22 protein-coding genes and 4 tRNA genes are annotated in these 23,555 nt (G+C 60.4%); 11 read left to right on the top strand and 15 right to left on the bottom strand.

The features are described from left to right. Nucleotides 1-62: 62 nt before the first annotated feature. The 3 genes from ACKFRY_RS05165 (at nucleotide 63) to cmrA (ending at nucleotide 1,990) form a co-directional block, all read left to right on the top strand. Nucleotides 63-980 carry a LysR family transcriptional regulator gene (locus ACKFRY_RS05165; RefSeq protein ID WP_408923330.1) on the top strand — a complete coding sequence of 306 codons (918 nt, stop codon included), beginning with the start codon at nucleotides 63-65 and terminating at the stop codon, nucleotides 978-980. A gap of 39 nt (nucleotides 981-1,019) precedes the next feature. Beyond that, nucleotides 1,020-1,093, top strand: a tRNA-Arg gene (locus ACKFRY_RS05160). Between the two features lie 96 nt (nucleotides 1,094-1,189). Beyond that, nucleotides 1,190-1,990, top strand: a complete 801-nt coding sequence (cmrA, locus tag ACKFRY_RS05155) for a mycolate reductase (protein ID WP_250409280.1) — start codon at nucleotides 1,190-1,192, stop codon at nucleotides 1,988-1,990. On the opposite strand, the gene ACKFRY_RS05150 is transcribed toward cmrA, so the two are convergent. After that, complete coding sequence (locus ACKFRY_RS05150; RefSeq protein ID WP_408923329.1) at nucleotides 1,987-3,534, bottom strand: alanine/glycine:cation symporter family protein; 1,548 nt, start codon at nucleotides 3,532-3,534, stop codon at nucleotides 1,987-1,989. The genes cmrA and ACKFRY_RS05150 overlap by 4 nt on opposite strands. A gap of 211 nt (nucleotides 3,535-3,745) precedes the next feature. Between ACKFRY_RS05150 and orn the strand changes: the two genes are divergently transcribed. Together orn and ACKFRY_RS05140 are read left to right on the top strand one after the other, a co-directional pair. Further along, nucleotides 3,746-4,393, top strand: a complete 648-nt coding sequence (gene orn / locus ACKFRY_RS05145) for an oligoribonuclease (RefSeq protein ID WP_250411916.1) — start codon at nucleotides 3,746-3,748, stop codon at nucleotides 4,391-4,393. 49 nt (nucleotides 4,394-4,442) lie between these two features. Beyond that, nucleotides 4,443-4,518: transfer RNA gene (locus ACKFRY_RS05140), tRNA-His, on the top strand. A gap of 28 nt (nucleotides 4,519-4,546) precedes the next feature. Here ACKFRY_RS05140 and ACKFRY_RS05135 read toward each other — a convergent pair. Both ACKFRY_RS05135 and ACKFRY_RS05130 read right to left on the bottom strand, forming a co-directional pair. Next, entirely contained in the window at nucleotides 4,547-5,503 is a 957-nt protein-coding gene (locus tag ACKFRY_RS05135) for an MsnO8 family LLM class oxidoreductase (RefSeq protein WP_005327281.1), read from the bottom strand. Nucleotides 5,504-5,532: 29 nt separating this feature from the next. Beyond that, nucleotides 5,533-6,804, bottom strand: a complete 1,272-nt coding sequence (locus tag ACKFRY_RS05130; protein WP_408923414.1) for an Ig-like domain-containing protein — start codon at nucleotides 6,802-6,804, stop codon at nucleotides 5,533-5,535. A 170-nt stretch (nucleotides 6,805-6,974) separates the two neighbouring features. On the opposite strand from ACKFRY_RS05130, the gene ACKFRY_RS05125 reads away from it, so the two are divergent. Continuing rightward, nucleotides 6,975-7,047: transfer RNA gene (locus ACKFRY_RS05125), tRNA-Lys, on the top strand. A gap of 169 nt (nucleotides 7,048-7,216) precedes the next feature. Here ACKFRY_RS05125 and ACKFRY_RS05120 read toward each other — a convergent pair. From ACKFRY_RS05120 to ACKFRY_RS05100, 5 genes are all read right to left on the bottom strand, one after another. Continuing rightward, on the bottom strand, nucleotides 7,217-7,978 hold the full coding sequence (locus ACKFRY_RS05120) for an ABC transporter ATP-binding protein (RefSeq protein ID WP_408923328.1): 762 nt from the start codon (nucleotides 7,976-7,978) through the stop codon (nucleotides 7,217-7,219). Then, nucleotides 7,969-9,024: an iron ABC transporter permease gene (locus ACKFRY_RS05115; RefSeq protein ID WP_250411906.1), complete on the bottom strand. Its 1,056-nt coding sequence runs from the start codon at nucleotides 9,022-9,024 to the stop codon at nucleotides 7,969-7,971. The genes ACKFRY_RS05120 and ACKFRY_RS05115 overlap by 10 nt, the downstream gene beginning before the upstream one ends. After that, nucleotides 9,024-10,187 carry an ABC transporter substrate-binding protein gene (locus tag ACKFRY_RS05110; RefSeq protein ID WP_408923327.1) on the bottom strand — a complete coding sequence of 388 codons (1,164 nt, stop codon included), beginning with the start codon at nucleotides 10,185-10,187 and terminating at the stop codon, nucleotides 9,024-9,026. The genes ACKFRY_RS05115 and ACKFRY_RS05110 overlap by 1 nt, the downstream gene beginning before the upstream one ends. A gap of 90 nt (nucleotides 10,188-10,277) precedes the next feature. Next, a complete protein-coding gene (locus ACKFRY_RS05105) occupies nucleotides 10,278-11,555 on the bottom strand; it encodes a glutaminase (RefSeq protein ID WP_301714267.1) in 1,278 nt (425 codons plus the stop codon). A 50-nt stretch (nucleotides 11,556-11,605) separates the two neighbouring features. Continuing rightward, entirely contained in the window at nucleotides 11,606-11,884 is a 279-nt protein-coding gene (locus ACKFRY_RS05100; RefSeq protein WP_005323988.1) for a DUF3618 domain-containing protein, read from the bottom strand. A 96-nt stretch (nucleotides 11,885-11,980) separates the two neighbouring features. On the opposite strand from ACKFRY_RS05100, the gene bcp reads away from it, so the two are divergent. From bcp to ACKFRY_RS05085, 3 genes are all read left to right on the top strand, one after another. Then, entirely contained in the window at nucleotides 11,981-12,448 is a 468-nt protein-coding gene (bcp, locus tag ACKFRY_RS05095) for a thioredoxin-dependent thiol peroxidase (RefSeq protein ID WP_408923326.1), read from the top strand. 3 nt (nucleotides 12,449-12,451) lie between these two features. After that, a complete protein-coding gene (locus tag ACKFRY_RS05090; protein ID WP_408923325.1) occupies nucleotides 12,452-13,078 on the top strand; it encodes a TetR/AcrR family transcriptional regulator in 627 nt (208 codons plus the stop codon). A 75-nt stretch (nucleotides 13,079-13,153) separates the two neighbouring features. Next, nucleotides 13,154-14,140 carry an HNH endonuclease signature motif containing protein gene (locus ACKFRY_RS05085; protein WP_408923324.1) on the top strand — a complete coding sequence of 329 codons (987 nt, stop codon included), beginning with the start codon at nucleotides 13,154-13,156 and terminating at the stop codon, nucleotides 14,138-14,140. 211 nt (nucleotides 14,141-14,351) lie between these two features. On the opposite strand, the gene ACKFRY_RS05080 is transcribed toward ACKFRY_RS05085, so the two are convergent. From ACKFRY_RS05080 to pflB, 5 genes are read right to left on the bottom strand one after another with little or no spacing between them, the layout of a single operon-like run. Beyond that, nucleotides 14,352-15,500, bottom strand: coding sequence for an SPFH domain-containing protein (locus ACKFRY_RS05080; protein WP_408923323.1), 1,149 nt, complete (start codon nucleotides 15,498-15,500; stop codon nucleotides 14,352-14,354). 59 nt (nucleotides 15,501-15,559) lie between these two features. Then, on the bottom strand, nucleotides 15,560-16,798 hold the full coding sequence (locus ACKFRY_RS05075; RefSeq protein ID WP_408923322.1) for an alpha/beta fold hydrolase: 1,239 nt from the start codon (nucleotides 16,796-16,798) through the stop codon (nucleotides 15,560-15,562). An 11-nt stretch (nucleotides 16,799-16,809) separates the two neighbouring features. Continuing rightward, complete coding sequence (pflA, locus tag ACKFRY_RS05070) at nucleotides 16,810-17,679, bottom strand: pyruvate formate-lyase-activating protein (protein WP_005327293.1); 870 nt, start codon at nucleotides 17,677-17,679, stop codon at nucleotides 16,810-16,812. A gap of 2 nt (nucleotides 17,680-17,681) precedes the next feature. Next, nucleotides 17,682-17,933, bottom strand: a complete 252-nt coding sequence (gene grcA2 / locus ACKFRY_RS05065; RefSeq protein ID WP_005323969.1) for an autonomous glycyl radical cofactor GrcA2 — start codon at nucleotides 17,931-17,933, stop codon at nucleotides 17,682-17,684. A gap of 43 nt (nucleotides 17,934-17,976) precedes the next feature. Then, nucleotides 17,977-20,064 (bottom strand): formate C-acetyltransferase, encoded by a 2,088-nt coding sequence (pflB, locus tag ACKFRY_RS05060; RefSeq protein WP_408923321.1) that lies wholly within the window; start codon nucleotides 20,062-20,064, stop codon nucleotides 17,977-17,979. Between the two features lie 316 nt (nucleotides 20,065-20,380). Here pflB and ACKFRY_RS05055 point away from each other — a divergent pair, with 316 nt between their 5' ends. Next, nucleotides 20,381-22,291 (top strand): solute carrier family 23 protein, encoded by a 1,911-nt coding sequence (locus tag ACKFRY_RS05055; RefSeq protein WP_005327297.1) that lies wholly within the window; start codon nucleotides 20,381-20,383, stop codon nucleotides 22,289-22,291. Here ACKFRY_RS05055 and ACKFRY_RS05050 read toward each other — a convergent pair whose 3' ends face one another. Beyond that, the gene (locus tag ACKFRY_RS05050; protein ID WP_250409264.1) at nucleotides 22,292-22,882 is read right to left on the bottom strand and encodes a hypothetical protein; all 591 of its coding nucleotides are present in this window, start codon (nucleotides 22,880-22,882) and stop codon (nucleotides 22,292-22,294) included. Nucleotides 22,883-22,960: 78 nt separating this feature from the next. Further along, nucleotides 22,961-23,042: transfer RNA gene (locus tag ACKFRY_RS05045), tRNA-Leu, on the bottom strand. A 90-nt stretch (nucleotides 23,043-23,132) separates the two neighbouring features. Between ACKFRY_RS05045 and ACKFRY_RS05040 the strand changes: the two genes are divergently transcribed. After that, nucleotides 23,133-23,555: a hypothetical protein gene (locus ACKFRY_RS05040; RefSeq protein WP_250412429.1), complete on the top strand. Its 423-nt coding sequence runs from the start codon at nucleotides 23,133-23,135 to the stop codon at nucleotides 23,553-23,555.

The raw sequence follows: 23,555 nt of genomic DNA, 5'->3' as shown, positions 1-23,555 counted from the left end.
TAGCGCGACCTAGTTTCTCACCTAACACACATTTTGTCTTTACATGTGTCATTATGGAGCTTATGGACACCCGTCAACTTCTTTATTTTCGCGCCGTTGTAGACAATGGCTCCTTCACGCACGCTGCCGAATCCCTCGATATGACCCAGCCGTCTCTGAGCCTTTCCATCCGGAAGCTAGAAAAGGAGCTCAACGCCCAGCTGCTCTCGCGCGGTCGCTCCGGTGTCTCCACCACTGAGGCTGGCGATTATGTCTACGAAACGGCCGTCAAGGTTGATGCGCTGCTGAGCGAAACCCAGCGCCATATCAGCGAAATCACCGGCGACAAGGCAAGCACCGTGTCGCTAGCCTCCGGCGCCATCTTGAACTGGGAATTTACCCCTTCCGCCCTGGCCGAGCTCAAGCGGATTTACCCCACCGCCAATATCTCGCTGGACGACGCCGAACCGGCCACCGCTATCAAGCACCTGCTGGATGGCCAGGTGGACCTAGCGCTCTTGCCGACGTCCGATCCGAAGGCCTTCATTCGCCGCTACTCCCCCGAGCTCACCGTCCACCAGGTGGCCACGTTCGATTATTCCGTCGCCCTTCCCCAGCGCCTCGCCGAGTTGGAATCCCCCGTCTCCCTCGCCGAGCTAAAGAAGGAAACTTGGCTTGTCCCACCGCGCAGCCGCGAACTTCCTGAACTGGCCGAGTTCTATCACGACCTCTGGAATAGCCGACCGGGCCTCAAGCCGAAAAAGACCCAGGAGGTCGCCAGCCTCAATAGCGCAATTCCTATGGTCTCCAGTGGTCTCGGCGTCAGCATCGTGCCCAATTGCGCACCTACTGTGCAGCCGAACGGCATCATCACCCGCCCCATTGCTGATGACCTGCCGCGCTACTACGCCATCGTGGCCTACCGCACGGATCGCGAGCTGACCGCAGCTGCCCAAGACTTGGTGGACATCCTGCGCACGCCGCAGCGCACCCTGGCTTAGGTTTCCCCGCCCTCGTGGGCTACTATGAGTGCGTTGTAAGCCCCCATAGCTCAGTGGATTAGAGCAGTGGGTTTCTACCCCATGTGTCGCGGGTTCGAATCCTGCTGGGGGCACCGCGCGAAAGCCTTGAGGCGCCGAGTTTCTCGCCGCTTCAAGGCTTTTTGTTTACGCTAGGACTCACCATGCCCCCACTCCGGAAAGGCTTAACCATGTCACTTCCCGCTCCTTCCCGCACGTCCTACGCCCTCGTTACGGGCGCCAGCCAAGGCATTGGCAAGGCCATGGCGCAGGATTTCGCAGCCCTGGGCTATAACGTCATCCTTGTGGCCCGCCGCCGCGAGGTCCTGGAGTCCATCGCCACCGAGCTCGAGCAGCGCCATAATATCGAGGCCATTGCCCTGCCGGCGGACCTAGCGATAGCTGACGACGTCGCCCGTGTGGCCGAGACCATCACCACCCGCGAGGTGTCGATCCTGGTCAACTCCGCCGGCATCGCCAGCTTCGGCCCCTTCATGGACCAAGACTGGTCGTACGAGACGACCCAGTTCGAGCTCAACGGAACTGCCGTCCACCACCTCACGCGAGCCGCCCTGGAGCAGATGCTGCCTCGCCGCAGCGGCGCTATCTGTAATGTCGGCTCTGCCGCGGGCAATATCCCCATCCCTAATAACGCCACCTACGTTTTCACCAAGGCGGGCGTCAATGCCTTTACGGAGGCCCTGCACTACGAGCTGAAGGGCTCCGGCGTCTCGTGCACCCTGCTCGCCCCCGGCCCCGTGCGCGAGGCCACCATCGCAGAGGAAGACCAGTCGATCGTGGACAAGGTGGTACCGGACTTTTTGTGGACCACCTACGAGTCCTGCTCCCAAGAAACCATCGAGGCCATGCGCCGCAACCAGCGCCGCGTGGTGCCCGGCCCGCTATCTAAGGCGATGAATACCCTCAGCCAAGTGCTGCCCACCCCGGTGATTGCACCGCTGGTAGGCAGCTTCTACGCCAAGATGGGCTAGGCCCCGGCGCCTTCTAAGTCCTTGTCTTTGTTTTTGAGCACGCTGCCCTCGCCGCGTGCTCGTTTGCGCTCCACCCAGAAGTCCGCATTCTTAATGCCCAAAGCTTCTGGGTCGAACTGCGGATCCTTGCCGGCCTTCTTTTGCTTTTCGTAGTCCTTGAGCGCCTTGATGGCGGGAACCTGCAGGAAGAGGATGGCGATGATATTGAGCCATGCCGTCGTGCCGACGCCGATATCGCCCAGCGCCCACGCCGCACCCGGAGTGGTGGTGGCGCCAACCACGACGGAAATAATAATCAGCGCGCGCAGCACCCAAATCAGACCACGGCGGGCCGTGCGCGAGCGAACCCAACGGTTGAAGTAGGTCAGGTTAACTTCAGACATGTAGTAGTACGCCAGGACTGTCGTAAAGGCGAAGAAGGCAATGGAAACGGCAATGAAGGTTGGGCCCCAGCCGGCGAAGACGCTATCGAGACCGGACTGCACGTAGCCAGGGCCAACCTCGACGTCATCAGGAAGCGAGCCGTTGTAGACCACTTCGCCGTCCTCGGAGCTGCCGCGGAAGACGGTGTACATATCCGTAGAAATAATCATGAACGCGGTAGCCGAGCAGACAAAGAGCGTATCAACGTACACCGCGAAGGACTGCACAAAGCCCTGCTTAGCGGGGTGGGAAACCTCGGCGGCTGCAGCGGACTGCGGGCCGGTACCTTGGCCAGCCTCATTGGAGTAGATTCCGCGCTTAACGCCCCACATGATGGCCGCGCCCAGCATGCCGGAAAATCCGGCTTCCATATTGAATGCGGACCTGAAGATGAGCCCGAAGACCTCCGGAATCTGCGAGAAGTTCATGCACATGACCACCACGGAAATCACGATATAAATGACCGCCATGAATGGCACGACAATGGTGGCGAAGGTCGCAATGCGCTTCACGCCGCCAATAATGATGATGGCCAGAATGCCCGCCAAGACGACGGCTGCCCAGGTGGAGTTGATGCCCCAGGCGGTATCGGCCGCGGCGGCCACCGCGTTAGCCTGGATTGCCGGCAGGAAGTAGCTGGTAGCCAAGATCATGGCGACGGCAAACACGATGCCGTAGACCACCATGAAAGGCGCCGCCTTAGTGTGCTTGTAGGCCTTTTCGATGTAATAGGCGGGCCCGCCGCGGTACTCACCGGTGTCCTGGTCCTTCTCCTTGTAAATCTGCGCCAACGTACTTTCGATGAACGAGGTGGACGAGCCCAACAGCGCCACTGCCCACATCCAGAACACGGCACCAGGCCCACCGAAGGCGATGGCTGTGGCCACGCCGGCGATATTGCCCACGCCCACGCGGCCGGAGAGCGAAACCATCAAGGATTGGAAGGAAGAAACGCCATCTGCGGACTTTTCTCCGTTAACGATCTGCTTGAGCATGTCCGGGATGCAGCGCACCTGCAGGCCGCGTGTCACCACGGTGAAATAAATACCCGCGCCGAGGCATAAAAACACCAAGACGGGGGACCAAATTACGGTATTGAGGGCATCGAGGAAGTTTGCCATCTGGTCTCTCCTAAGTCTGTCGCACCTCCCGAATGAAGAGCGATTAACCAGAGTATGCCCTAACTCACATCCTAGAGTGAGGCAAATCACCAATTAATTTTATGCAGTATGGCGCCACACTTACTGAAAGCTGGCGTTGTCCAGTAGTAATCGCCCCTCCAGGGCAGCCCGTCTCGCACCCCATACAGGGGTAAAGGCACGCGGGCGTAGAATGGGCCGCATGCCACATTCCGAGATAGCCGCAAAACACGACCGCCTCGTCTGGATCGATTTGGAGATGACGGGCCTCGACCCCGAGCGCCACGTCATCGTTGAGGTCGCTGCCGTCATTACCGATGGCAACCTCAACATCCTGGGCGAAGGCATCGACCTCGTCGTCCACGCCACCGAGGATGAGCTGGCACAGATGGATTCCTTTGTCACGCAGATGCACGCTAAGTCCGGGCTGGATAAGGAAATCCGCGAGTCCACCACCTCCATCGGAGAAGCCGAGGATGCCGTACTCGCGCTCATCAATGAACATTGCGATCCTGAGCACCCCGCTCCCCTGGCCGGCAATTCCATCGCCACAGATCGCACCTTCATCCGCGCTTATATGCCGCGGCTCGATAGCGCCCTGCACTACCGCATGATCGACGTCTCCACCATCAAGGAGCTTGCCCGCCGGTGGCACCCGCGCGCTTACTTCAACCAGCCCGATAAGGGCATGGCCCACCGCGCACTACAGGACATCATCGAATCCATCCGCGAGTTGGACTTCTACCGCCGCAGCGTCTTCCGCACCGACGAGGGCCCCACCTCCCCCGAAGCGGAGGAGATCAAGGCCGAAACCACCGCAGATTACCAGGCGTTTTTGTAATTTAGGCGGCGTGAGTTAACCTATATCTCGTTGCTTTCACGCAGCGATGGTGGCTGTAGTTCAGCTGGTAGAGCACCAGGTTGTGATCCTGGGTGTCGCGGGTTCGAGTCCCGTCAGCCACCCCAAATGCCCGAGCCTTGCGCTCGGGCTTTTTCAGTTTTCGGCCTGCAGGCTCGCCAGCAGCTCCTCCGAACGTGCCCGACCGGCCACATCTGGCATGTCTCCGGTCACCACAAACTCGCTTACGCCCAGCCGCTTGCCGACGCCCCTTAGCTCCTCCCCCACTTCCTTCACCGTTCCCCACACGTCATGGGCCAGCGTCTCCCCAATGCGCCGGCGCTGCTGCCCCGTGAGCGCATCCATATCCAGCTCTCCTGCAGGCCGCAGGGCCCCGAACTCGCCGGTAGATTGCGCGAGCACCTTGGCATAGGCCTCCGGTAACAACAGGTCACGGGCGACCGCGGGCGTATCGGCAACGGCGATATTGAGCGAGGAGATGATAGGCGGGGCGTCGGCAAGCGCATGCTCCCGATACACCCGCGCGGCCGCCTCCTGCGTGGCCACCGGGCCGCCCAAAATGACGCCGAGCCCCATCTTGGCCGCAACCATGGCCGATCGAAAGCCCGCCAACACGTAGATCGGCGTGCCCGCATACTCCGGCCGCACCGTCACCGCCTCCTCGCCGCGCAGGTAGCGCAACAGCGTTGCCAGCTCCGCCTCAAAGCGCTGCTTCGCCACCGCCGGGTCGCCCTGGCGCAGCGCCCGCCGCACCGGGCCGGTAAAGCCGACGGAGGAGCCAATCCCAATATCGATGCGCCCGGGATACAACGCCTCGAGGAGGTTTATCTGCTCCGCCACCAGAAACGGCGGGTGATTTAACAGCATGATGCCGGCCGTGCCTACCCGAATGCGCTGCGTGCGCGCCGCCACGTGGGCCGCCAACATCCCCGGCTGCCCCGCCGGAATGCCTGGCACGCCGTGGTGCTCGGCCACCAGAAATCGCCGGAAACCAAGCCGCTCCACGTGCCGCGCGTGCTCAGCTACCTGGTCCAACGGCCCGGCCGCCCCGCGGTCTAAAACAGAAAAGCGCATGGCCACCACTGTAGCCATGCGCTTGTGCCTTGTGCGGACGTCAGGCGCTACTGATTAGCGTCCGCGTTACCTTTCGACCACTCATCCCAGGACATATTCCAGTCACCGAGACCGTCCAACGCATTAAGCGTCTCGCCGTAGGAGTTGAATACCCGCACCACGTCGCCACGCTTCATCGTCTCCTGGAACCACTGCGCAGCCTCCGGCGTCACATTGACGCAACCGTGGGACGTATTGGTATTTCCCTGTGCCCACACGGACCACGGAGCGGAGTGGACATAGATGCCGGAATAAGACATTTGGGTAGCCCAGTCCACAGTCGTGCGGTAGCCGCCAGCGTCATGGGCTAGGCCGAAGGTCTCCGAGTCCATGACTAGCTGCGGGTGCTCATCGCCGATAACGTAGCGGCCATTGGGCGTATCGTACTGATAATCGCGGCCAAGCGAGACCGGGATGGCACGCAAGAACTTCTTATTCTTAAAGACCTTCATCGTCTTGGTGACGTTATCAATAATGGCCACCGTGCGGTCACCGATGGTGAAATTCGTCTTGGCGTTTTCACCGCCATAGATTCCCCCACCTAGGTCCTTGCCATACTGGTCCACTTTTACTTCAACCTTAGTGCCCGGCTCCCAGTAATCCTTCGGACGCCAGCGCACCTCCTGGTTATTGACCCAGTGGAAAGCACCTTCCACCTTGGGGTTAGTGCTCACAGTAATGGTCTTTTCAGCCGCCTTCCGGTCCGTAATTGGCACACCGAAATTCACCCCAATAACCTGACCGACGCCGACTTCAGAATCCGGGATAGGGGAAAGCGAGACTTCGGCAACACCCGCTGCTTGCGGAGTGGAAAAACTGAGGTTCTTCTTGTTGCCATCTACATCGGAGGCCACGATGGAATAAGTGTGGTTATAGCCCAAGTCCTCCGCAGTAGACCACGTCTTGGCATCCTTGGAGAGCTTTTCTTTAACTTCCACGCCCATTTCATTGGTCATGGTGACGCTCTTGAGCTTGCCCGTGGTCTCCACGGTGACTGGCTTGGACGGATCTACATCCGTCGCCCCGTCCTTTACGGAGGCTACAAGGCCGCCTTTCTTTTTCTCGGACTCTTTGCCGCCGTCCCTGTCTCCATCCGCATGTGCGGCGGCGGTGGATTCTTGGTCGGCAGCCTGATTCTCGGCTGAGGAATCAGAGGAGCAGGAGGCGGCGGCTAGGGAAATGCACGCAACGCCTGCGGCCGCTACGAGACGGCGCGCGATAGGGAGGGAATTTTTCACTGAGTTGCCCTTAGACACGTAATTGCTGCTTTCAAAGACCAACATAGATTAGCGTCTCCCTTCGCCAATTACCAGAAGCCACTTCAGGCATTAACCAATTTGTTATACACCCTTCAAAAACCGCTTTGACCAGGCGATTTTACACTTTTAAAGAATGGCTGCTAGAGTATCTACTCGTTGCACAGAGAGCCACACGGCAGGAAGTCAACAATGCGCCATTAGCTCAATTGGCAGAGCAACTGACTCTTAATCAGTGGGTTCGGGGTTCGATTCCCTGATGGCGCACAATATAAATCTCGAGGCGTTGTTCTTAGAACGATACCTCGAGATTTTTCTTTTTACGAGCCAGTCCCTGTCACCGCGCTGCGCATGACTTATGTGCTCACAGCGCCAAGAAACCAGACGCCTGATGGCTCACCACTAAAACAGGGCCGGGTGATTACCCGGCCCTGTGCTATCTCACCCGCAACGGGGCAATGAGTGGAGCGCCGCCATGCTGGACGACGTCCGCCTCTACCCCATACACGCCCTCCACGAGCTCCCCCGTGAGAACGTCCGCAGGCCTACCTTGAGCGCGAATATGACCCTTTTTAAGCACCACCAGCTGGTCACACATGCGCGCGGCCAGGTTGATGTCATGGATGGCCACAAGTCCCAGGCTGCCATCGCGCTGCGCTTTGGCACGGACCTCATCCAAGACAAAGATCTGGTGATGGAGGTCGAGGGCGGACGTGGGTTCGTCGAGAAGCATGAGGCCTGGATTGCCCACCAGCATCTGTGCCACCGCCACAAGCTGGCGCTGGCCGCCAGAGAGCTCATTGAGGTAGCGCGAAGCGATCGCGTCCAGCCCCAAGGAGTGCAGCACCTCACCCGTGCGTGTAATCGGGTCTTCGCAGGCCTCCCGGCGCGCGGAAATCAGCACGGCTTCAAAGGCCCGCAGCGCGGCCGTGCTAGTGAGATCCTGCGGCACGTAGCCGATGAGCTGCCGGCGGCGCTTGCCGCGCGGGGCCATGCCATCGACGCGGAAAGCCACGTCTCCGTCGCAGCCGCGGTGCACGCCGGCCAGGGACTTAATGAGCGTGGTCTTGCCGGATGCATTCGGCCCCAACAATCCCACCAGCTGCCCGCCGTGGAGTTTTTCCACATCCACGGACTCCAGCACGCGGTGCTTGCCATAGGCCGCACTCAGCCCGGAAATAGTCAGTTCTACGTCCACAGTGCCCTCCTTCGGGTCATAACGATGGCAATGAAGAATGGCACGCCCAGAAGCGAGGTAACGATACCAATGGGAATAGCCAGGCCCGGCTTAATCATCAGGCTGACCGCATGCGCGGCGCACATCACGGCCGCGCCCGCCGCCATGGAGGCCGGCAGGAAGTAACGCTGGTCCTCGCCTACCAGCATGCGGGCGATGTGCGGGCCCACCAAGCCAATGAAGCCGATGATGCCTGCGAAGGCCACGGTCGTCGCCGCGACCAGCGAGACCACGATAAGCACCACTACGCGCAGGCGCGAGGTATTGATGCCCATGGCGGTAGCGCGGGCGTCGCCAAGCCGCAAGGCCGTCAGGCGCCAGCCCAGCACCCACAGGATAGGCAGGGCGATAATGAGCACGGCCGCCAGCACGCCATTGGCCGCCCAGTTGGCGCGAGTCAGAGAACCCATGGACCAATAGACAATCTGCTGCAGCGCCTCGGCCGAAGACCGGTATTGGATAAGCGCCAGCATGGCTTGGAAGAAGAACACCAGGCCGATGCCCAGCAGCACCATAGTTTCCGCCTTAGCGCCGCGAATAACGGCCGCAATCACGATGATCGCAGTGGCTACCGCGGCCGAAAGCCACGCCACCAACGCGAGATTGAACTGCGGCTGCGCAATCAGCTGCCATTTGAGCACGATGGAGCTGGCGCCGCCAAACGCGGCGGCCGCCGAAATGCCCAGCGTGAAGGGCTCGGCTAGCGGGTTATTAAGGATGGTCTGCATCTCCGCGCCAGCCATAGACAGCGCCATGCCAATGAGCACGGCCATCACGGCCATAGGCAGGCGCAGCTGCCATAGCACCGTGCGCGTCTGGTCATCCAGCCCCGCGGGATTGACTATGCCCTTCATAACCTCGCCCGGGCTGATATCGATCGCACCCACGAAGTTGCTGATAATAAAAGCCACGGCTGCGATCAGGGTCAGGCCCGCAACAATGCCGATGCGTTGCCACGTTAACTTCTTGTGCTGCCGCGCCAGCGCGGCTACCTCTGCGCCCTCCATTAGTTGGTGCTAAAGAAGGTTCCCTCGCCGGAAACCGGCGAGTACTTTTCTTGCGCATCCATCCACTGCTTGGCGACGTCCATATCGGCATACGCCTCCGGGTCGATCCACTCGGCCACCTGCAGCAACGCTAGGTAATTAAACGGCGAATTATAGAATTGGTGCCACATGCTGTGGAAGTGGTGTTCCTTGACCGCACGCAGCTTATCGAAGCCAGCCTGCTTACCCGGCAGCTTAGCCACACTGCCCTTGGCTTCCTTTTCATCGATGCCGTAGCCCACTGCAGCGTATCCGACAGGGTGGCCTTCATCGTCCTTCATCTCAGACCAATCGCCACCGGTGGCGATGATCATATCCGGGTCAGATTCCAGGACCTTTTCCGGGGTGATCGTGCCAGACTCGCCCGGAATGACTTTATCGCCGACATTCTCGCCACCGGCCGCGTTGACCAGCTGGGAGATATTGGAATCGTTCCACGAACCACAGCAGTCGGAAACGCCGGCCGAACGCCAGACGAAGGTCCGCGGCTTATCCTTAACCTTCTCCGCGCGGTCCTCCACCAAGTCCACGGTCTTTTGCCAATCCGCGTTGAATTCCTCCGCGCGGTCCTCCTGGCCGAAGATTTCGCCGAAGATGTCCATGGTCTTAGGCGTATCCTCCAGCGGCTTGCGGCGGAAATCGGTCACCGCGTACTTCAGGCCGGCCTGCTCCATCTTGTCGGTCAGGCCCGCTTCGCGGGAGGCATCGTATTCATCCAGCGACAGCACGATGAGATCCGGATCCAAGCTCACAAGCTTTTCCACGGTGACATCGCCCTTGGGAAAGCCGCCGATCTCTGGAACCTCGTTTACGGACGGCAGTTCCTTTTCCAGCGCCTTGTAGTAATCCGGCACGGTCTGCTTGAGATCCGTTCCGATGCCAACGACCTTGTCCAGTGGATTATCGGGGTCGAGTACACCGGTAGCAAAAATCGATCGGCCCTCCCCCAAAATCACACGATCGGGAGCCTTATCCAGTTCCACGTCACGGCCGATGATATCGGTGAAGGAGAACTCAGCATCGCCGCTGGAGCCGCCAGTTACTTCCTCAGCTGCGCCGCAGCCGACGAGTGCGGTTGCCGATGCCGCCACAACCGCCATTACCTTGAAGGGGGTATGAGCCATTTTTAGTCCTTGGTCGTTGGATGCCCTCGCAGTTAACGCAAAGGGCCTTACATAGGACATCCTAACCTGACTAAGTAAGGTAACCCAAACCTAAACGGGTTCGCCGTTGATCGCGTAGTCTTCCGGCTCGCCCTTGGGCACCTCGGTGCCGTCCGACATGGTGCGATCTTCCAGCTCTCCATCCGGATCCACGATGGCAATATCGAAGCCAGACTCGCGAATTCGGCGCAGCCCTTCTTTCAGCATGCGCCGGCCCATGCGGTTCGTGCCCGTAATATGCGATAGCTCGAGCACCACCGTGCCCTCGCCAAAATCCGACTCCATCAACTCGTACAAGATGGTCTCGGCCGCGTTGAAGTTGATTAGGCCCTGCAGGTAGATCACGGTCAGCTCCGCATCCTGCTCCACCTTGCGCACTGGGTTCACGCCATAGCGCTCGTCTGTAGACATCAGGTGCAGGCCCATGTCCTTCGACAGCAGCTTGAACGCATCCACCCCGCGCACCGAGTTGCCTTCTTTGTTCAGTCGCGGCGAGAATGTCGCCACGCCCAACTGGCCCGGCAGCGTGCCCAGCAGGCCACCCGACACGCCCGACTTCGCCGGGATGCCCACCTCGGCCATCCACCGGCCGGCGCCGTCATACATGCCGGCCGAGCTCATCACCGATAGCGTCAACCGGCACACATCCGCGTCCAAAATCTTGTCGCCCGTCACCGGCTGCACGCCACCGTTCGCCAGCGTTGCTGACATCACGGCCAAGTCCCGCACCGTCACTACAATCGAGCACTGCTCAATATACGTTGACACCGCGTCGTGGGCCTCGTCCTGGATGATGTCGTAGTTGCGCAGCATGTGCGCCAGCGAGAGGTTGCGTTCGCTGACTTCCAGCTCGGAGGAACGCATGGCGTCGTCGATAAGCAAATCGCGCCCCGCCAGCCGCGAAAAATAGGTGCGCAGGCGCTCCACGCGCGCGGCAGGCTCCGAATCCACGCCATTAATCAGCTGCGTGACCGCAATCGCGCCCGCATTAATCATCGGGTTGACCGGCCGATGGTCATCGCGGTTGAGCGAAAGCTCGTTGAAGGCCTCGCCCGAAGGCTCCATGCCCACGATGTCGCGCACCGCGGAAAGACCAAGCTCCTGGAGAGCCAGCGCATAAACAAAAGGCTTGGACAAGGACTGAAGGGTAAATTCCACCTCATCATCGCCCGCAGAATAAACGTGGCCGGTGGTGGTGCACATCGCGGCGCCGAGATACTCGGGTTCCGCCTTAGCCAGCTCCGGAATATAGTCCGCCACGGCGCCGTCGCGATTATCGCGCACCTTGGTGAGGATTTCCTGCAAATAAAAAGGGATTGGTGTCTTCATCCCAACCCAGCCTACGAAAAAAGTCCCCGCGGTGTGCGGGGACTTCACAATTAGTGGCGCTCGGACAGCAGGCGCTGCAGCTCCTTCAGGTCGCTCTTGCGGCGGCGAGAGCGGAAGACCGAGAAAGCAATCAGGCCAACCACAGCGGCGCCGACGCCACCCAGGGCCATCTGCACGTTGCGGTCCTGCAGCTTATCGGTGGCCGCGGTCTTAGCCTCGTTGGCAAAGTTCTGCGGCTTGCTGCGCTGTGCCAACTCGTCCAGGGTGCCGGCCAGCTGGCGGCGGGTGCGCTCGATATCGCGCTGAATGTCTTCAATATTGCGTGCCACGAAGTTCTCCTCTTAACTTAGGTTCGCTCTTAACGGGGTCATTCTACCCCGCCGCCCCAAAAGCGTGCAGCCCGGGCGGTAAGTAAGGTGGAAACCATGACTGAAAACCGTTTGAACGTTGGAGATACCGCCCCTGCTTTTGCGCTTGCCGACGACGCCGGAAACACCGTTTCCCTCGCCGATTACGCAGGCCAGCGCGTACTGGTCTACTTCTACCCCCGCGCCAATACCCCGGGCTGCACCAAGGAAGCCTGCGATTTCCGCGATTCCCTGGAACAGCTCAATGATCTCAATATCTCCGTCGTGGGTATCTCGCCCGATAAGCCGGAGGCGCTTGCAAAGTTCCGCGTGGACCACGAGCTGAACTTCCCGCTGCTCTCGGACCCAGATAAGTCCGTCATGACCGCCTACGGCGCGTTTGGTGAGAAAAAGAACTACGGCAAGGTGGTCCAAGGCGTTATCCGCTCCACCTTCTTGGTCGAGCCGGATGGCACCATCGGTCAGACGCACTACAACGTCAAGGCCACCGGCCACGTCGCCCGCGTGATGAAGGGACTTAGCTAGCGCGTGGGAGAGATTCTGCTACCGCGGCGTCGGCCAGCGCAGGCGCGCAGTCGCGAGCGCTTCGAGCGCATTCTGCAGGCCGCGCGCACTTTGCTTGTCGACGTCGGCTTTGAATCCTTCACCGTCGACGAAGTCGCCCACCGCGCCGGAGTGCCCATCGGCACGCTGTATCAGTTCTTTGCCAATAAATACGTGCTCGTCTGCGAGCTCGACCGCCAAGACACGGCCGCCAGCCGGGCCGAAATCGAGCGCTTCTCCCGCCGCGACCCGGACGTGCAGTGGCCCGATGTGCTGGATGAAACCATCGATCACCTGGCGCGCATGTGGCGCGAGGATCCTTCCCGGCGCGCCGTGTGGCATGCCGTGCAATCCACCCCCGCCACCCGCGCGACAGCCGCAGATACCGAGCGTCAGCTGCTTTGCCCCTTGTCAGAAATCCTCTCCCCACTCGCGCCGTCCATGAGCGATGACGAACGCATTGACCTGGCCGGCTTCCTTATCCACAGCGTGGTCTCGCAGCTCAATTACGCAACTGCGGGCGACCCCAGTGGCTTTGATGCTGTGGTCGTAGAGATTAAGCGCATGCTCGTTTCGTATCTATTTTCCACTGCGGCCCACTGGGGCAGTTGACGCTTAAACAAGTTATCCACAGCTGCGGACGTCTTCGCCTCGGCTTACCCGCCGGCTCTGCTTAAAGTTGCAGCCATGAGCGCACTGAAGGCCTATGCCACCCACATAGCCTCGGCGATGGACATCCTCGCCGAGGCCCACGGCATGTCTGAACGCGCCCTTCTCGAGCTGGGCTTGCCGGATGTCGAGGCCCGCGACCTCCGCGCGCTGGCCGCGGTCTACTTCGGCCCGACCGGCTTCAGCCGCAAGCAACGCCACGCAGCCGCAGCCGCCCGGCACCACGACCTCGTAACGCTCAAGCTGATTGAAAAGTACGTCTCCCGGGTGCGCACTAAGCGTGAGGCGTGGGACCTGCGCGTGGAGCTGTGCCGCCTGCGTGGGCCGGCTTCTGAAATCGCCCGCCGCGCTAAGCAACGCCTGCGCGAACTTCGCCCGCGCCGCATGCCACCCCGCGAAGGCGTCCAACTCCTTCGCCGCCCGAACGGACCGTGGACTATGCGGATTACCGCACCCTCGGCCTTCCTTGCCGAATTCGACGCCGCGCTCGACCCCGACCGCCCACTCGATTCCCTCCGCGACCTACTTCGCGGCACCGGCGCGCCCTCCGCGCGCACCACCACTAACGTCATCATCCCGCTCAACGCCCTAGACCAAATCCTGGACGGCGACGGCGAGGAAGTCACGCTGCGCCTTACCAATGGCGCCACCATTTCCGGCGCCGAGCTCGTCGAGCGCACCTTCACCGAGCACGGCCTTGCGACGCTAATCCACCCCGTCAAGGGCCCCGTCAACCTGTATCGCACATCGCGTTACGCCACCGAGAAACAGCGGCAGATGGCCGCGGCCGAAAATCCCACCTGCCCGTGGCCGCCGTGCAACCATCCGGCGGACAAGGCCCAGATCCATCACCTCAAGGCGTGGAAACACGGCGGGTTGACCAATATGGAGAACCTGACGGTGTGCTGCCCCTACCACAACGGGGTCAACCAGGATGATCCAAATGCCCCGCCGCTGCGCGGGCGCCTTGCCCGAGTCAATGGCAAGGTCCGCTGGGTTCGTTAGCGCTGCCTCTGCGAGGTAGCGCTACTCGGCGTGTCATCGGCCATAAGAACGTCGTGGACAAGGTCGCGCGCGGCGCTTAACGCATCACGACCTGAGTCAGGATGGCCGTCGTTGGCGAATACCTGGCACTCGTGATCAGGGATTACCTCCGCGCGGCGGGTTATGCCACGCTGCGCGGTATAGGCATCAAAGAGGTTATCGATGCTCAGGACTAGTCCTCGTTTTTCAATTGCTCGCGCAGCTGCTGGAAGTACTCGCGGGCAGCCTGGGGCTGCGCGGTGGAGTGTTGGCCCTGCTGCGGCTGCGGCACTTCCTGCTGGTTCTCGGAGCGTTGCTGCTCAGCACGCTGGGAAGCGGCGATGGCTTCGCGCTTAGCGCGTTCGGCCTGACGCTTAGATTCGCGCTCGATTTCTTCGGCGCGGGAAGGCTTCTTAGGCTGCGGGCGACGGCGCTGCGACGGCTCCTCGGCGGAGTCGAGGGCGCGGTTGGCCATGAGCACGTCGCGCATGCCGCTGAAAAGATCGCCCATCCCCTGCGGGTTGGAAGGCATGTAAAGAACGGACGCCTGGCCGTTATGGGAGACGTCGACCATTGCGTCGAGGTACTGGGAAACCAGCATGAGGGCTTCGGGGGATTCTTCCACGCCGGCGTCGCGAAGCATCTCGTACTGCTGGGCAATGCCCTCGACGATTTCCTTACGCTGGTCGGCGACGCCGCGGCCCTGCAGCTTCTTCGCCTCGGCCGCGCCCTCGGCCTCCTTGACCACGCGGATCTTCTCAGCCTCTGCCTGGGCGACGGCCGCTTCGCGCTCGCGCTGCGCCGCGTTAATGGAGTTCATGGACTCGCGCACGCGGGAATCGGGGCGAATATCGGTGACCAGAGTATTGACAAAGTTCCAGCCGTACTCGGCCATGTTGTCGCGCAGGGAGGCCGCAACATTGCGGGCGATGGTGTCCTTGGAGGAGAAGGAATCATCTAGGTTCATATTCGCCACGGAAGAGCGAACATTGTCCTGCACGTAGGCCACAATCTGCTGCTCGTGGTTGGAGAGCATGTAGTACGCCTCGCGCTCACGGCCCTGGACTACCTCGTACTGCACGGCAACAGGGATTTGGACGAAGACATTGTCCTTCGTCTTGGTCTCCACCATCACGTCCAGCTGCCGCACCTGGAGCGAAATCTTATCGCGGACGCGGTCTATCCACGGCATTTTAAAGTGCAGGCCAGCATGCGCCACCTTTTGGAATTTGCCCAAACGCTCCAAAATGGCAGCTTCGCGAGTGCGAACGATGAAATAGCCATCGAAAAGCGTTCCCAAGATAATCAGCAGGATAAAAACTATTACTATGGTGGCAATCATTGAATCTCCCTAAATGTCGTGATGATCACTAATATTTTCGCATAGGAAATAGCGAAATGCTAGTGATCGTCAATAAGCGAAAAGAGCTTCCCCAAGATGGTCGCACCATCCTCGCGGATGCCGTTGTGCTGGAATTCATTGTTAATCCACGGCCGCAGGTCTCCCAGGTGCGCGGCCGTAGCCAAGGACTCCTCGAGCGGGACGAAAATATCATCGACGTAGATGGCCGCGGCCGTGGTGGGTACCTCGCCCAGCGCATAGGGCGGGGAGAATTCGTGGCGGGCGAGGCCATGGGCGGCGTCGGCAAACGCGTGCAAGGCCGGGTCCTCGTCGAACTGCCAGGGGAAAATGTGCTCGCCGGTCAGCCAGGTGCCGCCCTCAGCAAACTCCGGAAATTCCTCGCGCATCCGGTGCGCCGCCCAGTTCGTAGCGGCCTGGCCACCGGCGCCGCCATAAATCGACTCATGGATTGCGGCATACAACGGAGCGTCCGCAAAGCTCACGCGCTGGCCGACGTCCGCCAGGAAATCACCCCGCAACCGCTTCTCCCCCGCCACGGTGCGGAAGGGCTCTTCCAGCAGATAGGCCAGCGAATCAAAGCCGGTGCCGCGGCCGAGCTCGATGCCGATAGTGCGAAACCGCAGTGAAGACAGGCGCTCACCGGTAGGAAGCCGCTCATCAGAATTGTCCAGGTGGGAAATGATCTCCTCGATACGGCCCTGTGCCCACGGGAATTCGCGGTAGAAGCGCTGTTGGCGGACCTTGAGCTTGCTGAAAGTAGCGCGGTAGAGCTCATCCGCGCCCTTCAGCGTAGGGATGCCGCCAGTGAAGAAGGCATGCTCGACGCGCTCGGGTGCCTGGGATAGGTAGGCGGTAATGCAAAAGCCGCCGAAGGATTGGCCGAACAGCGACCATTTCTCGAGTCCGAGGTGCTCGCGCAGGCGCTCGGCATCGCGGACGATATTGTCTTGGCGCAGCAACGCCAAGTGCCCTGCAGTGCGCTCTGCGGCCGGGCTAAGCGCGTCAATGCGGTTTGAGCGGCCGGTGCCGCGCTGATCCATGAGGAAAACGCGGTAGCGCTCTAGCGCCTTGCCAATCAGCCCCGTAGGCGCCAGCGGCCGAGGTGCCGGGAAACCGGGACCGCCCTGCAGGTATAGCAATGCGGGCAGGTCCTCGCCGCCGGGAGGGATTATTTCGCGGGCGTAAAGCCCAAAAGTCCCGTGGGGATTGGAATAATCCCACGGGACTTCTAGGTGGTGCTCTTTAATTGTGTGGCCGAAGCGGCGATAGGAGGTCATGTCCTCCCAGGCTAGTGGACTTCCAGACCCTTCGAGCGGAAGACGTCGCGGATTTTCTCCACATCCTCCGGCTTTGGTGGCTTCGTGTCAGCTAGCTGGTAGTTCATACCCAAGTTATCCCACTTGTCCTTGCCCATATTGTGGAAAGGCAGGACCTCAACGCGCTCAACGTTGGATTTCCAACGCGCCACGATGTTGGCCACATTTTCCACGTTCTCTGGCGAGTCCGTGAGGTCTGGCACCACCACGAAGCGGATCCACACCGCCTTGCCCATCTTGTTTAGCCTGTCGCCGAAGTCCAGCGTGGGCTGGAGTTCGCGCTGAGTGACCTTGCGATAGGTTTCCTCGTCGCCCGACTTGACGTCGAGAAGCACGAGGTCGATATTGTCCAGGTCCTCGTCACGCAAACGCGCACCGAGATAACCGGCAGTATCGATGGTGGTGTGGATGCCCGCATCGTGAACTTCCTTCAGCACGCGGCGCGTGAAAGAAAGTTGGAAGAGGGGTTCACCACCGGAGATGGTGAGACCGCCACCGGAAGCGTTGAAGATTGGCTTATAACGCTTAATGCGCTTGACCACATCCTCGACCCGCTCTAGCGTGCCGGTCTTCATCTCCCAGGTGTCTGGGTTATGGCAGTACTGGCAGCGCAGTGGGCAGCCGGACATGAACATCGTCATGCGGGTACCCGGGCCATCGACGGCGGTCACGAGCTCCCAAGAGTGCACGAGGGCAATATCGCCGGTACGGCGCGCCTCCATGAGTTCGGGGCGGGTAATGTCATCGAATTGAGCGTCGTCTCCCAGGCCCGCGGCCGCGCCGCGGACTCGCTCTCCCTCTTCAGGAGAGAGGGTAACGACACCAGTAACGCCATCTGCCATGATTAGGAACCCTGGTGGAAGGTGCGGGAGATAACGTCGAGCTGCTGCTCCTTGGTCAGCTTGACAAAGTTGACAGCGTAGCCAGAGACGCGAACGGTGAGGTTCGGGTACTTCTCTGGGTGCTCAACGGCGTCCTCGAGGGTGGACTTGTCCAGCACGTTGATGTTTGCGTGGTACAGACCAGAGTTCATCTGGTGTGCATCGCGGTTTGCCTTCATTGCTGACATGCGGTCTTCGAAAGTTGGGGTTGCCATGATTTTCTCCTTTTCGAGATGGTTGAGGGGGGGTTAGTGGTTTTTACTTCTCCATGATGAAGCCGGCATCCAGAACGCCCACCAAGTTATTGATGCGCTCTTCTGGGGTGCGGCCCAATCCGGAAGGAGTAATGGTGTTGGTCAGCGAGATGCCGTCCAAGGCGTCCTTGTAATCCAGCTTGCCGACGGACAGCATGGAAGCAACCATGCCGTGGCTGTCAGCACCGTTTTCAGGGTTAGCGCCTGGGGAGAACGGCGTGCCGGCCTTGTGGCCCGACGGGAAGGCGCCTGTTGCCTTGCCGTAGACCACGTTCGAGGTAATGGTCAGCACGGACTGGGTTGGGATGGCATTGCGGTACATCGGGATGGCCTTAATCTTTTCCATCACGGTGTGGACAATGGTAGCGGCGATATCATCGGCGCGGTCATCATCGTTGCCGTAGAACGGGAAGTCACCTTCGGTGACGTAGTCCGTAATCAAGCCGGTCTCGTCGCGTACCGGGGTGACCTTAGCGTACTTGATAGCAGCCAGGGAGTCAGCGACGATGGACAGGCCGGCGATGCCACAGCCCATGGAGCGGACGATATTGGAATCGTGCAGCGCCATCTCGACTGCCTCGTAGGCGTACTTGTCGTGGGAGTAGTGGATGATGTTGAGGGCTTCTACGTAGGTGCCAACAACCCAGTCCAGCATCTCCTCGTACTTCTGCCATACCTCGTCGAAGTCCAGCGGGCCGTCGCCCTTGATGGGCTCGTAGCCTTCGACAACCTGCTTGCCGGATACCTCATCGCGGCCACCGTTGATGGCGTAGAGCAGAGCCTTTGCGGCGTTCACACGAGCGCCGAAGAACTGCATCTGCTTGCCAACTTCCATCGGGGAGACACAGCAAGCAATTGCGGCGTCGTCGCCCCACTGCTCACGAATCTGGCGGTCAGACTCGTACTGGATGGAGGAGGTCTCAATGGAGATGTGGGCACAGAATTCCTTGTAGCCCTCTGGCAGCTTCGGATCCCAGAAGATGGTGATGTTTGGCTCAGGTGATGGGCCAAGGTTAACCAGGGTCTGCAGCAGACGGAAGGAAGTCTTGGTGACCATGTGGCGGCCGTCGTTGCCAAAGCCAGCGTCGGACCAGGTTGCCCAGTATGGGTCGCCGGAGAAGATCTGGTCGTAGTCGATGGTGCGCAGGAAGCGAACGATACGCAGCTTGAGAACCAGGGAGTCGATGATCTCCTGGGCGTCTTCCTCGGTGATGATGCCAGCGGCGAGGTCGCGCTCGAAGTAGCAATCGAAGAAGGCGGACAGGCGGCCGATGGACATTGCGGCGCCATCCTGGGACTTAATGGAAGCCAGGTAGCCGAAGTAGGTCCACTGTACTGCCTCGTGAGCGGTCTTGGCCGGCTGGGAGATGTCGAAGCCGTAGGACTCGGCCATCTTCTTGAGCTTCTTCAGGGCCTTAATCTGCTCGGAGTGCTCCTCGCGGTAGCGTGCCCAGTGCTCAGAGAAGCCAGCATCTGCGACGGAATCGCGGGAAGCCTGCTTTTCCTCGATCAGGTAGTCCACACCATACAGTGCGACACGGCGGTAGTCGCCGATGATGCGGCCACGGCCGTAAGCATCCGGCAGGCCGGTGATGATGTGTGATGAACGAGCAGCGCGGATGCGCGGGGTGTAGATATCGAAGACCGCATCGTTGTGGGTCTTGCGGTAACGGGTGAAGATCTTCTCCACCTCAGGATCTACTTCCTTGCCCGCTTCGGCGATAGCCTGCTTGACCATGCGCCAGCCACCGAACGGCATCATGGCGCGCTTCAGCGGGGTATCAGTCTGCAGGCCGACGATGACGTCGTCGTCCTCTGAGATGTAGCCGGCCGGGAAGGCGTCGATATCGGTCGGGGTGTGGGTGTCAACGTCGTAAACGCGCTGCTCGCGCTCGACGGACAGGTACTTCTTTTCCAGAGTGTCCCAGACGCGCTTGGTCTTCTCGGTCGGGCCTGCCAGGAAGCTGGAGTCACCGTCGTACGGCGTGTAGTTGCGCTGGATGAAGTCGCGGACGTTAATGCCCTCGGTCCATGGACCGGACTCAAATCCCTTCCAAGCTTCAAACTGTTGAGGCTGCGTTGCGGTAGTCATAATTCCCTTCTCTCGGGCGAATTGCTATCAGGGGATAAATGCCGCTTTCTTCGAGCCACAGCACCAAGCCCCTCTGGCCTCAATTGTTGACCAATTCCCTGGTAATAACAAGTCTCGCAAACGTTTGAAAGCTAAGTAATAAACCGGTCGTGTTGTTTCGCAGGTGAGTGATTTTATGCAGTACGCACGTACGTCTTCCATCGGGGGTGAAATAGCCCCGAACGTGTTCCGCATCACCACTAATTTTTGGCCGCTACCTGCGCGAACCTCTACTGTTAATCCCGTTCAGCTTCGCTTCCGCACAAAGGAGGACTTCGTGGCTTCGCAGCCCAAGCATCCAGTAGATATCGTCCCGCCCGCCCCCAAACTAGCCGCCTTGGGTTTACAGCATGTGCTGGCGTTTTATGCCGGCGCAGTCATCGTCCCGCTGCTTATTGCCGGCTCGCTCAATCTGGATGCGGAAACGACCATCCACCTCATTAATGCGGACCTGTTGACCTGTGGCATTGCAACGATCATTCAGTCCATGGGCGTCGGCAAGCGCATTGGCGTGCGCCTGCCCATCGTGCAGGGCGTGACTACTACGGCCGTCTCCCCGATTATTGCCATTGGCCTGGGCGCGACCGACGGCGCGGGTGGGGTGGCCTCGCTGCCAACCATTTATGGCGCCATTATTGTCGCCGGCCTTTTTACCTTCTTCGCGGCGCCGGTCTTTGGCAAGGTGCTGCGCTTCTTTCCGCCGGTGGTCACCGGTTCGGTCCTACTGGTCATGGGTACGTCGCTGTTGGGGGTGTCGGCCAATGACTTTGTCAATTACGCCGAGGGCGTGCCGGCCACCCGCGACTTACTCTATGGCTTTGGCACGCTCGCGGTCATCATCTTGGTGCAGCGTTTTTCCTCCGGCTTCCTGGGCACCCTGGCCGTGCTCATCGGCCTAGTCCTGGGCACTGGCGTGGCGCTCGTGCTTGGCGACGCCTCCTTTGACGAGGTCTCCTCCGCCCCCGCCCTCGGCATTACTACCCCGTTCTACTTCGGTATGCCGAAGTTTGACCTGGTGGCTATCTTCTCGCTCATCATCGTCATGATCATCACCATGGTGGAGACCACCGGTGACGTCTTTGCTACCGGCGAGATCGTAAAAAAGCGCATCCGCCGCGATGATGTCGTGCGTGCCATTCGCGCCGATGGCCTGTCCACCCTGGTGGGTGGCGTGATGAACTCCTTCCCCTATACCTGCTTTGCCCAAAACGTTGGCCTGGTACGCCTGACCAGCGTGAAGTCGCGCTGGGTGGCCGTTGCCGCCGCCGGGTTCATGATGGTGCTGGGCATTTTGCCCAAGGCCGGCGCGGTCGTAGCCTCCATCCCCTCCCCCGTTCTCGGCGGCGCCTCCCTGGCGCTTTTTGCCAACGTGGCGTGGGTGGGCCTACAGACCATCGCCAAGGCCGATCTTTCCGATGGCCGCAACTCCGTCATCGTCACCTCCGCGCTGGGGCTGGCCATGCTGGTGACCTTCAAGCCGGATATCGCCACCGCCTTCCCGGAGTGGGCGCAAACCTTCGTCTCTTCTGGCATGTCCATCGGCGCGATTACCGCCATTGTGCTCAACCTTTTGTTCTTCCACACAGGAGGCAAGCAGGGAACGCAAGTGTCTCGGGCCGTCGGCAAGAGCGTGAGCCTGCAGCAGATCAACGGCGCTTCCCGCGAAGAATTCGTCTCCGCGCTGCGCCCGCTGTTTAATAACGAGACCTGGCCGCTGGAGCTGGCGTGGGAGTCGCGGCCCTTCGGCGATGTTAATGAGCTGCGCGCGGCCATTCAGGTGGCCGTGCTGACCGCGGATGATTCCCGCCGCGCCGCGCTCATACACGATTATCCGGCCATGGATGAGCTGCTGCTTGCCGACGCCGACGAGGCCGCCACCATCTCCGCCGACCGCGGCTCCCTGGGCCTAACCGACCTGGATGATGTGCAGACCGAGCGCATCACCGAGCTTTCCGCCGCCTACCGCGAGCGCTTTGGCATGCCCTTTGTGGCCTATTTGGATACCAATGACACCGTCGACCGCGTCATTGATGCCGGCGTGCGCCGCCTAGCCAACTCCCCCGAGCAGGAGAACCGCACCGCACTGGGCGAAATCGTAGAAATTGCCAACGACCGCTTCGATATCCTGCTGGCCGATGCCAACCCGGTCCGCTCCTCGTGGGACCGCAAGTTCACCGAGGTGGACTAGTTAGCGAAAGGAAAAGTCCACTTCGGCCTCTGGGTCCACGCCGGAAATGATGCCGGTGTAGAACTGCTTGGCCTGGGATTGGAGGACATCGCGATTATCCGCGATGTCCTCTTTCTTTTTGTCCTCGTTGAGGATTTTGGTGATGGTTTCCGCCTTATCGATATCCGGGGTAATCCAGCTCAACGCGCCGTTGTCTTCCACCGCGGTTTCGAAATTCTCATCCGAGTGCCCGATGAATATGAACTCGGGGATCTCCACGCGGAAGTGGTGCGGGGATTCTTCTTCCACTCGCACCTGCGAACCTTCGATGCCGAGCTTGGCACGGTAGGAGTACTTGATGTACTGGGTGCGCTCGCTGCCCGGGACCTGCCAATTCCACAGCTTGCTGGTAGCGGATTCCTCCGATAGGCCCTCGATGCCCAGCGAGACGAGCACCACCTGCTCTTCGCGCTCCACGGCCTTGATGACCTTGGTATTACTCGATTCGGTCTCCACCTCCACCGGTTCCCGCACCTGCCAAATGAACACCGCGGCGGCAGCCACGGCGGCAATGAGAATGACGGCGATAAGGGTGGAAAGCAGCTTTTTCATGATGACCATCTTAGGGCGACTATGCGGGCGGTGATATGCGAAAGCGCCGCCGGCTTCGAGAGCCAGCGGCGCCGATTGTGCGCCCGGTGAGACTTGAACTCACACGTCATAAGACACTAGAACCTAAATCTAGCGCGTCTGCCAATTCCGCCACGGGCGCGGGGGACTTGCCATAGTGTACACGGCACGCCGGCAATCCAGAAACCAGGGGTGTTCTGTTTTCCGGCCGCTGGTGGGTAGGGTGGATCGCGTGAGCACTCAAGAGGAAAAGAAGAACAAGCGCGTGCAGGTGCGGTGGTGGCACATCCTCCTCATCGCGTTTTTCGTCGTGCTCTTCCTATTCCTGGCCTATTGGCAATGGACGCGCTTCCGCTCCGGCTCGGGCACCTTCCAAAACTTGGGCTATGCCTTCCAGTGGCCACTGTTCGCCGTGTTCGTGGTCTATGCCTATCGCACCACGCTGCGCTATGAAAACGAGCGCCTCGCGGCCGAGGAAGAAGCCCGCGACATGGATAGCACCACCACTGAGGCCCCGGCTGAGTCTCCCGCACAGCCGCAGGCGAACACCAAAATCGATGAGGATTTCCTGCCCCAGCGGCCTCAAATAGATGTGGACACGTTCAACGCCATGAATACCCCGCGCCGCCGGCGCGGCGAGAATGAAGAAAGCTGA

It is taken from the genome of Corynebacterium tuberculostearicum, assembly GCF_046097255.1.
GTDB lineage: Bacteria > Actinomycetota > Actinomycetes > Mycobacteriales > Mycobacteriaceae > Corynebacterium > Corynebacterium tuberculostearicum_J.
Note: the sequence above shows the minus strand (reverse complement) of the source record. Positions and strands in the feature narration are given on the sequence as shown.